The 9,013-nt window shown below is 68.5% G+C and carries 11 protein-coding genes; 8 read left to right on the forward strand and 3 right to left on the reverse strand.

Annotated features, from left to right (window positions below; genetic code table 11):
• Nucleotides 1-70: 70 nt before the first annotated feature.
• Nucleotides 71-691: a YceI family protein gene (locus tag MFF40_RS01905; protein WP_147854184.1), complete on the reverse strand. Its 621-nt coding sequence runs from the start codon at nt 689-691 to the stop codon at nt 71-73.
• Between the two features lie 154 nt (nt 692-845).
• On the opposite strand from MFF40_RS01905, the gene ruvA reads away from it, so the two are divergent.
• The 7 genes from ruvA (at nt 846) to MFF40_RS01940 (ending at nt 5,846) form a co-directional block, all read left to right on the forward strand.
• A complete protein-coding gene (gene ruvA / locus MFF40_RS01910; RefSeq protein WP_147854185.1) occupies nt 846-1,463 on the forward strand; it encodes a Holliday junction branch migration protein RuvA in 618 nt (205 codons plus the stop codon).
• A 227-nt stretch (nt 1,464-1,690) separates the two neighbouring features.
• Nucleotides 1,691-1,963: a (2Fe-2S)-binding protein gene (locus MFF40_RS01915; protein WP_147897802.1), complete on the forward strand. Its 273-nt coding sequence runs from the start codon at nt 1,691-1,693 to the stop codon at nt 1,961-1,963.
• A 45-nt stretch (nt 1,964-2,008) separates the two neighbouring features.
• On the forward strand, nt 2,009-2,506 hold the full coding sequence (bfr, locus tag MFF40_RS01920) for a bacterioferritin (RefSeq protein WP_147854187.1): 498 nt from the start codon (nt 2,009-2,011) through the stop codon (nt 2,504-2,506).
• Between the two features lie 139 nt (nt 2,507-2,645).
• Nucleotides 2,646-3,443 carry a 4-hydroxy-tetrahydrodipicolinate reductase gene (gene dapB, locus MFF40_RS01925; RefSeq protein WP_147854188.1) on the forward strand — a complete coding sequence of 266 codons (798 nt, stop codon included), beginning with the start codon at nt 2,646-2,648 and terminating at the stop codon, nt 3,441-3,443.
• A 27-nt stretch (nt 3,444-3,470) separates the two neighbouring features.
• Nucleotides 3,471-4,109 (forward strand): 2,3-bisphosphoglycerate-dependent phosphoglycerate mutase, encoded by a 639-nt coding sequence (locus MFF40_RS01930; RefSeq protein ID WP_147854189.1) that lies wholly within the window; start codon nt 3,471-3,473, stop codon nt 4,107-4,109.
• The gene (locus tag MFF40_RS01935; protein ID WP_147854190.1) at nt 4,110-4,754 is read left to right on the forward strand and encodes an alpha-ketoglutarate-dependent dioxygenase AlkB; all 645 of its coding nucleotides are present in this window, start codon (nt 4,110-4,112) and stop codon (nt 4,752-4,754) included. It abuts the gene before it with no gap.
• A 123-nt stretch (nt 4,755-4,877) separates the two neighbouring features.
• Nucleotides 4,878-5,846 carry a hypothetical protein gene (locus MFF40_RS01940; protein WP_238259512.1) on the forward strand — a complete coding sequence of 323 codons (969 nt, stop codon included), beginning with the start codon at nt 4,878-4,880 and terminating at the stop codon, nt 5,844-5,846.
• A 257-nt stretch (nt 5,847-6,103) separates the two neighbouring features.
• On the opposite strand, the gene MFF40_RS01945 is transcribed toward MFF40_RS01940, so the two are convergent.
• Together MFF40_RS01945 and MFF40_RS01950 are read right to left on the reverse strand one after the other, a co-directional pair.
• Entirely contained in the window at nt 6,104-6,526 is a 423-nt protein-coding gene (locus tag MFF40_RS01945) for a hypothetical protein (RefSeq protein WP_147854192.1), read from the reverse strand.
• A 136-nt stretch (nt 6,527-6,662) separates the two neighbouring features.
• Nucleotides 6,663-7,493 (reverse strand): hypothetical protein, encoded by an 831-nt coding sequence (locus tag MFF40_RS01950; protein ID WP_238259513.1) that lies wholly within the window; start codon nt 7,491-7,493, stop codon nt 6,663-6,665.
• A gap of 330 nt (nt 7,494-7,823) precedes the next feature.
• Between MFF40_RS01950 and MFF40_RS01955 the strand changes: the two genes are divergently transcribed.
• Nucleotides 7,824-8,864 (forward strand): aspartate-semialdehyde dehydrogenase, encoded by a 1,041-nt coding sequence (locus MFF40_RS01955; RefSeq protein ID WP_147897804.1) that lies wholly within the window; start codon nt 7,824-7,826, stop codon nt 8,862-8,864.
• Nucleotides 8,865-9,013 lie beyond the last annotated feature (149 nt).

The following is a 9,013-nucleotide window of genomic DNA, read 5'->3' on the forward strand; positions in this document are numbered from 1 at the left end:
CGGGCGCCCGCGCCAACGCAAAGCCCGTCCGAATGCGCCGATCCGCCGGTCCGACGCTCCTGCCTGCAGCTCATGGGGCCGCCTTGAACTCGCCCTCGATGCGCAGCGAAACCTCGTCGCCCAGGGCCGGCAGGTAGGCGTTCACGCCGTAATCCGAGCGCTTCACCAGGGCGCGTCCGTCGAAGCCGACGGTGTATCGCTTGTCCACCGGGTGGATGCCCGCCTGGTTGAACGTCGCGTCGATCGCCAGCGGACGGGTGACGCCGCGCAGGGTCAGATCGCCGGTGATCCGCGCGGTGGTCGGGCTCGTCGGCTCCACCGCGGTAGCCGTGAAGGTGGCACTCGGGAACTTGGTCGTGTCGAAGAAGTCCGCCGCCGCCAGATGCTCGTTCAGGCGGCTGCTGCCCGTGCTGACCCCGCTGAGCGGGACGCTGACCTCCAGGCGGCTCTTGTCGGGTGCCTTCGGGTCGAGCGTGAGCGTGCCGGTCAGGCCGGTGAACTGCCCGTAATAGGTCGAGTAGCCCAGATGGCTCACCGACCACGTGACCTTGCCGTGATCCGGATCCAGGACGTAGGCGCCCGGCCGGACCTGGGTCGGGTCCTTGCTCGGCGCCGTGGCGGTCGGATCGTCCGCGGCCCGGGCGGGGCCGAGGCACAGAAGACCGATCAGGGCGAGAATGGGCGCGCGCATGGTCGTTTCCCCGCTCGTCCGGCCGGATCTCGATCGTCCTCAAGCCTGGCCGTCACGGCGACCCTGATTCCACGAAGTGCCCACGGGCTCAAGCGCGTCTGGCGGACGCGCCCCGGCTTCTATAGGCATCGCGACGACAGCGGACGGGCACAGAATGATCGGCAAGCTCAAGGGCGTGGTGGATTCGTTCGGCGAGGATTTCGTGATCCTCGACGTCTCCGGCGTCGGCTACATCGCGCATTGTTCCGCGCGCACGCTCCAGCGCATGCCGAAGGTCGGAGAGCCGGCGGACCTTTCGATCGAGACGCATGTCCGCGAGGACATGATCCGGCTCTACGGCTTCCGCTCGGATGCCGAGCGGGAGTGGTTCCGGCTTCTCCAGACCGTCCAGGGCGTCGGCGCCCGGGTCGCCCTGGCGATCCTGTCGGTGCTGGAACCCGATGCCCTGGCGAGCGCCATCGCCACCGGCGACAAGGGCACGATCAGCCGGGCGCCGGGCGTCGGGCCGCGGCTCGCCGCCCGGCTGACCGCCGAGCTGAAAGACAAGGCGCCCACCTTCGCACCGATCGACCCGGCCCTGGTCGCCCTCACCGGCGCCGTCGAGGAGGGCGCGGCGCCCAGGCCGGTGGCCGACGCGATCTCGGCGCTGGTCAATCTCGGCTATCCGCAGGTGCAGGCAGCCTCGGCCATCGCGGCGGCCCTCAAGGGGGCGGAAGAGGGGGCCGAGGCCAAGGTCCTGATTCGGCTCGGGCTGCGCGAACTCGCGCGCTGAGATCCGCCGGTCAGCGCCACCGCATCGGTTGATCAAGCGAGGACGATTCGATCGAATCGCTGTGATTTGCGCCGCCTTGACCAAAGCCGGCGTGGATGCCATCTCCCCGATGACCAGTAAGATATTGAAAAGCCTGCTACTTTTCAGTCGTTCTAATCTGGTAGGTCCGAAACGCCTCGCCCGACATGGTCGGGTTAGGCCCGAGGAAGACGGGTTCTGCAGCGCGCATGATCGTCTGTTCTTGCAACGTCCTGTCCGATGGCGCCGTTCGCAGCTGCCTGTCGCCCGGCCCGGGTTGTCCCCGCACCCCGGCGCAGGTCTACGCCTGCCTCGGCTGCAGCCCGAAATGCGGCCGCTGCGCCCGGACCATTCGGGAGATCATGCGCAGCGCGCTGGGAGAAGCGGCGGCGGCTCAGGGCAGCCATGAATGCTCCACGACTTGCGCTAGCGCTTGCAGTTTGGTCTTATTCCAAACTGCGGAGGACGGGATCACGGCGTGACGCCTAAGCCCCCCCGCTCGAAGAGCTGTTAGGAGTACGGGGGCCATGAAGGGCGACACCAAGGTCATCGAGTATCTGAATCGCGGCCTGAAGAGCGAGCTGACTGCAGTCAGCCAGTACTGGCTGCATTTCCGGATGCTCAATGACTGGGGCTATATCGATCTCGCCAAGTTCTGGCGCAAGGAATCGATCGAGGAGATGAACCACGCGGATCGATTCGTCGACCGGATCCTGTTCCTCGACGGATTCCCGAACCTGCAGGAGCTGGAGCCGCTGCGCATCGGCCAGACCGTGCAGGAGATCATCGAGTGCGATCTGGCCGCCGAGAACGGCGCCCGCAGCCTCTATCTCGAGGCCGCTCAGTACTGCGAATCGATCAACGAGCGCGTCTCGAAGAACCTGTTCGAGGATCTGGCCACGGACGAGGAAGGCCATATCGACTTCCTCGAGACCCAGCTCGAGCTGATCCGGCAGATCGGCCTGCCGCTCTACGCGCAGAAGCACATCGGCGGCCTCGAGGCGATCGCCCCCGAGAAGGCCTGAGCCGATCCGGGTTCCCGGGTCGCGCTCCTCGAAGCGGCGACGCGGGAACCCGACGGCCCTGCGCCGAGGTTGGGCCCATTGATGGCGCGCCCGGCATCGGCCAGGGTCGTCCGAGACGGAACGACGATAGGAACGACAGATGCGGCTCGTGGTGGTCGGCGCGGACGGGCGCATGGGGCGGATGTTGATCCGCGCGGTGTCCGAAGCCGAGGGGTGCACCCTGGCGGCGGCGATCGAGCGCGAGGGCTCGCCGGTCCTCGGCCAGGATGCCGGGCCGCTCGCCGGCCTCCCGCCCCTCGACGTGCCGGTGACCGACGACCCGTTGACCGCGTTCGCGACCGCCGACGGCGTGCTCGATTTCACGGCGCCGGCCGCCACCGTGCAATTCGCCGAGCTGGCCGCCCAGGCGCGCATCGTCCACGTGATCGGGACGACCGGCCTGTCCGACGACGACCTCGCGAAGCTGCAGGCTGCCGCCTACCACGCCCGCCTCGTGCGCTCCGGCAACATGTCGCTCGGCATCAACCTAATGGCCGAGTTGGTCCGCCGGGTCGCCAAGGCGCTGGGCGACGAGTTCGACATCGAGATCACCGAGATGCACCACCGGATGAAGGTGGACGCGCCCTCCGGTACGGCGTTGCTCCTGGGCGAGGCCGCCGCCGAGGGGCGGGGGGTCGACCTCAAAAACGTGCGGGTCTCGACCCGGGACGGGCATACGGGCGCCCGTAAGCCGGGCGACATCGGCTTCGCCACGTTGCGGGGCGGCTCCGTGGTCGGCGACCACAGCGTAATCTTCGCCGGCGCCGGCGAGAGCCTGACCATCAGCCACCACGCCGCCGACCGCGGGTTGTTCGCCGCCGGCGCCGTGAAGGCCGCCCTCTGGGCGCACCCGAAGCCGCCGGGTCTCTACTCGATGGCGGATGTGCTCGGGCTATAGACCAGCATCAAGGAATACGACCGTCCGATGGAGCGCCTGCTCGTCCTCGCTCGCCACGGCCAGAGCGAATGGAACCTCAAGAACCTGTTCACCGGCTGGCGCGATCCGGGGCTGACCGAACGGGGCGTCGCCGAGGCGCAGGCCGCGGGACGGGCGCTCCGGCGCGCGGGCTACGGATTCGACGTCGCCTTCACGTCCGAACTCGTCCGGGCCCAGCACACCTGCGCACTGATGCTGGAGGCGATGGGCGTTTCGGACATCGAGGTCGTGCGCGCCCAGGCGCTGAACGAGCGTGATTACGGCGACCTGGCCGGCCTCAACAAGGACGATGCCATCGCCAGGTGGGGTGAGGCGCAGGTCCACAACTGGCGGCGCTCCTACGACATCCGGCCGCCCGGGGGTGAGAGCCTCAAGGACACGGCGGCCCGGGTGCTGCCCTTCTACATCGAGACGATCCTGCCGCGGGTGATGGCCGGCCAGCGGGTGCTGGTCGCAGCCCACGGCAATTCCCTGCGGTCCCTGGTGATGGTGCTCGACCACCTGGGGCCGGACACCGTCGCCAACCTGGAGATCAGGACCGGCGAGCCGCTGATCTACCGGCTCGACGCCACCACCACGGTGGCCTCCAAGGATATCCTGACCCGCGACCTCGCGGCGGGTGTCTGATTGCCGACCGAGCTCGCGCCTGGGCTGATCCTCCACGCGGGATTCCTGGACATGGCCGCCCGCACGCGCCTCGCCGCCGAGGTCGCGGCTGTCCTGTCCGCCGCGCCGCCCGTCACCCCGTCCATGCCGCGGACGGGGAAACCGTTCTCCGTCCGGATGTCGAATGCCGGCCCGCTCGGCTGGGTGTCCGACCGTCACGGATACCGGTACCAGCCGACCCATCCCGGCACTGGCGCGCCGTGGCCGCCGATCCCGCCGACCGCCCTGGTCGCCTGGGAAGCGCTCGCCGGCTTCCCGGCGTCGCCGGAGGCCTGCCTGATCAATCTTTACGGCCCCGGCGCCCGCATGGGCCTGCACCAGGACCGTGACGAGGCCGACTTTTCCGCTCCGGTGCTGTCCCTGTCCTTGGGGGCGGAGGCGCTGTTCCGCTACGGCGGCCTCCAACGCTCGGACCCGACGCGCTCGGTACGCCTTCGGCCCGGCGACGCCCTGGTCATCGGCGGCGCCTCGCGTCTGATCCACCACGGGATCGACCGCCTCTACCCGGACGACGGCCTGCTCGCCGAGAACCCGCAGCCGGGCTTCCTGCCGGCGGGCGGGCGCTGCAACCTGACGCTGCGCCGGGTCGGCGCGCCGCCGACGTGACGGCGCGGCAACGGATCTCCCGATCTCCTGATCCCGCAGGCGCTTGACACCGGCTGCCCGCCGTCGGACCCATCGCACAAGGCGAGCCTATGTGGGCTTTGGCTTGAGGAGAACCGGTTTCCGATGCTGGTGGGTAACCTGACGCTGCGTCCCGGGCGGGTTCTGTCCCTGGCCGTCCTGCTGGCCGGACTCGGCTCCGTGGCGCAGGCCGCCGAACCGGTCTTCCCGCCGGGCTCCCGGTTCGGCTTCGAACCGCCGGCCGACATGTCGCTGTCGCGGCGCTTCTCGGGTTTCGAGCGCAAGGAGGGCGGCGCCACCGTTTCGGTGGTGGAGTTGCCGCCGAACGCGTTCGCGGAACTCGTGAGCGGCTTCACCGACGCGAACCTGCTCAGCCAGGGCTTCGCGGTGGAGAAACGCGAAGAGGTCAAGATCGGCGACAACGAAGGTATGCTCTACACCGGCGAGCAGCCCGCCGACCCGAACGCCACCGCGCCGGCGATCCGCAAGTGGATCCTCGTGGTAGGTACGCCCTCCGTGACCGGCCTGATCATCGCGCAGGCGCTTCCGGATGCGGAGACCGAGGAGACGATGCGCAAGCTGGTGACCGGCGTCACCCTGCGCCCGGCCCTGACACTGACCCAGCAGGTCGACGCGCTGCCCTTCCGCATCGGCGACATGGCCGGGTTCCGGCCGGTGCGCGTGATGGCGGGCAATTTGGTCCTGCTCACCGCGGGTCCGAAGGACCAGATGCAGAACCTGGAACAGCCGATCCTGGTCCTCGCCCAAGCCGTCCAGCAGCCACCCACCGCCGAGCAGCGGGACGGCTTCGCCCGGGCGGCCCTGGCCTCCAACCAGACCATGAAGGACTTCGTGATCGAGCGCGCGCAGAGCTACCGCTCGAACGGAGTCGACTGGCACGAGATCGTCGCCCGGGCCGTCGACATGCCCACCAACGTGCCCGTGGTCGTCTCGCAGACGATCCGATTCAACCCGGACGGCTATCTGCGGGCCCTGGGCGTGGTCCGAGAGGACCAGCGGACCGGCGTGCTCGCCAAGTTCCGCACCGTCGTCGACAGCGTGCAGGTCAAGTAGTCCGCGCGGCGCCGATGCAGGCAGAGGCGATCATCCTGATGTCTCAGTCTCCCCCCGCATCCTGAGGCGCCCGGCGGTAAACGATCTTTGGGCCTCGATCAGAGGGCTTCTGGGATCACGGGTCCGGCTGGATGGATTCTGCGAAGCCCGCTTCGCCCGCACCCCCGGATGTGGGGGCGCGTGGTAAAAGCCCCGCAAAAACGAAAAACGCGGACCCGAGGGCCTGCGCTTCGCAACTCTCAAAAAATGCGTCCGGCTTAGTAGGGGCGGCCGTAGAGCGGCGAGGTCGGATCGATCCGATCGACAAAGGACAGATCGACATTCCGGACTGCCGAGGAGCGCGCACCGATGAACGGGCCGTTGGTGATCGGATCGGGCAGCAATCCGCTGTCGAAGCGATCGTTGCGACCATAGACCGGCGTCAGCTGGTTCGAGGCGGCGATCAGGTAGGGGTTCAGGGCCGGGTTCCGCGAACCACCGGCGCCCGGAACGTTCGAGGTCAGCGGCACGTTGCCGGCGTCGAGCCAGCTGCGCGGGCGGACGCGGATCGGGAGCGGACGGCTGACGCTGTAGACGCGGCCCGGGCCGAAACCCTCCTGGGCCTGGGCGGGCGCGGACGCCAGGGCGCCGAAGCCGGTGGCGGCGATGACGCCGAGAAGAGCGATCTTAAGCGAGCGCATGGCCAACCTTGTCTGTGAGTGCCACCAGTATGGCGACCGAAGCTTAACAGTTCGCCGCCTTTGATAGAACGACGCTTGAGTGGGGCTGTGGTTCCATGAAAATGGCCGAGCTTCGGGGATTTGCCGTATTCTGGCCTCATTTTTTCGTGCGCGCCCGCCGGTGACCGATCGAACCGGTCGGATCGGAGGCGTCCGCCACCGTCGCCACGCTGCATCCGCGGTCGGGGCGGGGAGCCAGGAACGCCGCGGTCGCGTCGGGATCGGCCGGATCGTCGAGGCTGAGCGCGTCGATCATGCAGCCCAGCGCGCGCTCTTCGGGGGGATGACCGAGCGGGGCACAGAGCCAGCCGTCGAGGCGGAACGTCCGGTCGCGGGTGACGAAGCCGGTGCAGGTGCGGCGTGCCGGGCCTCCGAGGGTCACTTCCAGCGTTTCCACGGCCCCGAACTTGGTGACGATCCGGCCGCCCGGCCCGGTCCGGACCACCGCCAGCGACGGCCCGTCGGTGGCCGCTCCGCCCGCCGCACGCCGGGCCATCAGGATGAACAAGCCCGGCGCCGCCGCAGCGGCGTCGCCGCGGATCAGCGTGACCCGGAGCGCCGGGGCGTCAAGCGCCTCGAATGCACCGCGCGCCAGCGCATCCTCCCGCAGGCCGGTCGTGGGGTCGATCCGGCCAGGCATGATCCGGACCGGATCGATCCCGGGTTCCGTGAGCCCGAAACGGGCGGGCGCCGCCACGGTGGGAACCTTCGCGGCGGGGGTCGACGGCACGAAGGGCACCTCGACCCGGTCCGCGACCACGGATTCCGGAGACGTCGGCGTCGCAGGTTTGGCATAGAGATAGAGTGTGGCGATCATCGCCGAAGCCGCGACCAGGCGCAGGCCCAAACCGGTGAGCGAGAGCTTGCGGCGGCCTTCGGGCGGTTCGGGCGAGCGCTCCGTATCTGGGCTCGGATCGTCGGCTTGCATGATGCCCCGTGCGGACGGCCGCAGGTCTCGGCCGGAAGTCTCGGCCGCCCTCCGATCATCGCTGCACCGGGTTGATCACCACCCTCCAACGGGGCGTCATGCCCGGCATTCCCGCCACAGGGTGAATCGATCCTTGCGCCGCAGCCGCCGGTCTTGACAGCCCCGCGCCATCGGCGCCTTGCTCGAAGCGGCTGCCGCACCCACCTCGTGGGTGTTCGCGGCCGTGCCCGTTCGGCGGGTGCCCCTTCGGCGCGAACGATTCTTCGGCCGATTTTGCTGGCAGGAGCGCGGCACCCGGATCGGCCGGGGCTTTCCGCGCGGAGACGAGAGATGGGTTACAAGGTCGCCATCGTAGGCGCCACGGGAAACGTGGGCCGTGAGATGCTGGATATCCTGGCCGAGCGGGCCTTCCCCGCCGACGAGGTCGTGGCGCTGGCCTCGCGCCGCAGCCAGGGTCAGGAAGTCTCCTTCGGCGACAAAACGCTCAAGGTCAAAGTCCTCGACACCTACGACTTCTCCGACACGGACATCTGCCTGATGTCGGCGGGCGGCGAGACCTCCAAGGAGTGGTCGCCCCGCATCGGCCAGCAGGGCTGCGTGGTGATCGATAACTCGTCGGCGTTCCGCTACGACTCGGATGTGCCGCTGATCGTGCCGGAGGTGAATGCCGACGCGATCGTGGGCTTCACCAAGCGCAACATCATCGCCAACCCGAACTGCTCGACCGCCCAGCTCGTCGTCGCCCTGAAGCCGTTGCACGAGGCGGCCACGATCAAGCGCGTGGTGGTCTCGACCTACCAGTCGGTCTCCGGCGCCGGCAAGGAGGCGATGGACGAGCTGTTCAACCAGACCCGCGCCGTGTTCACCGCCGGCGACATCAAGGAAGGCGGCAAGTTCACCAAGCGGATCGCCTTCAACGTCATCCCCCACATCGATGTGTTCATGGAGGATGGCTACACGAAGGAAGAGTGGAAGATGGTCGCCGAGACCAAGAAGATGCTCGACCCGAAGATCAAGCTGACGGCGACCGCCGTGCGCGTGCCGGTGTTCATCGGCCATGCCGAGGCGGTGAACGTCGAGTTCGAGCGTCCGCTCTCGGCCGAGCGGGCCACCGAAATCTTGCGCTCGGCACCGGGCATCCTGGTGATCGATAAGCGCGAGAACGGCGGCTACATGACCCCGCACGAGGCGGCGGGCGAGGACGCCACCTACATCTCGCGCATCCGCGAGGACGGGACCATCGAGAACGGCCTGAACTTCTGGTGCGTGTCGGACAACCTGCGCAAAGGCGCCGCCCTCAACACGGTGCAGATCGCCGAGGTGCTGGTGAACCGCAAGCTGCTGACCCGGGCCAAGCCCAAGGCGGCGTAAGACACCCCGATCGAGACGTTGGGCGGGTGGGATGTGATGAAAACAACCGGACTACTCTTTTTTATCTGTCGAGCCGGGTAGTTAACAGGCCACGGGCAATGAGTGCGCAGACAGCGGTTGGAGACTTATTGCCGGGGCAGCTCCGCGCT

The organism is Methylobacterium mesophilicum (assembly GCF_022179445.1).
In the GTDB taxonomy this organism is placed as follows: Bacteria; Pseudomonadota; Alphaproteobacteria; order Rhizobiales; family Beijerinckiaceae; genus Methylobacterium; species Methylobacterium mesophilicum.

What these genes read in the sequence shown, in the direction of transcription:
- MFF40_RS01905 (WP_147854184.1), bottom strand. Translation starts at nt 691, where the DNA reads ATGCGCGCGCCCATTCTCGCCCTGATCGGTCTTCTGTGCCTCGGCCCC.
- ruvA (WP_147854185.1), top strand. Translation starts at nt 846, where the DNA reads ATGATCGGCAAGCTCAAGGGCGTGGTGGATTCGTTCGGCGAGGATTTC.
- MFF40_RS01915 (WP_147897802.1), top strand. Translation starts at nt 1,691, where the DNA reads ATGATCGTCTGTTCTTGCAACGTCCTGTCCGATGGCGCCGTTCGCAGC.
- bfr (WP_147854187.1), top strand. Translation starts at nt 2,009, where the DNA reads ATGAAGGGCGACACCAAGGTCATCGAGTATCTGAATCGCGGCCTGAAG.
- dapB (WP_147854188.1), top strand. Translation starts at nt 2,646, where the DNA reads ATGCGGCTCGTGGTGGTCGGCGCGGACGGGCGCATGGGGCGGATGTTG.
- MFF40_RS01930 (WP_147854189.1), top strand. Translation starts at nt 3,471, where the DNA reads ATGGAGCGCCTGCTCGTCCTCGCTCGCCACGGCCAGAGCGAATGGAAC.
- MFF40_RS01940 (WP_238259512.1), top strand. Translation starts at nt 4,878, where the DNA reads ATGCTGGTGGGTAACCTGACGCTGCGTCCCGGGCGGGTTCTGTCCCTG.
- MFF40_RS01945 (WP_147854192.1), bottom strand. Translation starts at nt 6,526, where the DNA reads ATGCGCTCGCTTAAGATCGCTCTTCTCGGCGTCATCGCCGCCACCGGC.
- MFF40_RS01950 (WP_238259513.1), bottom strand. Translation starts at nt 7,493, where the DNA reads ATGCAAGCCGACGATCCGAGCCCAGATACGGAGCGCTCGCCCGAACCG.
- MFF40_RS01955 (WP_147897804.1), top strand. Translation starts at nt 7,824, where the DNA reads ATGGGTTACAAGGTCGCCATCGTAGGCGCCACGGGAAACGTGGGCCGT.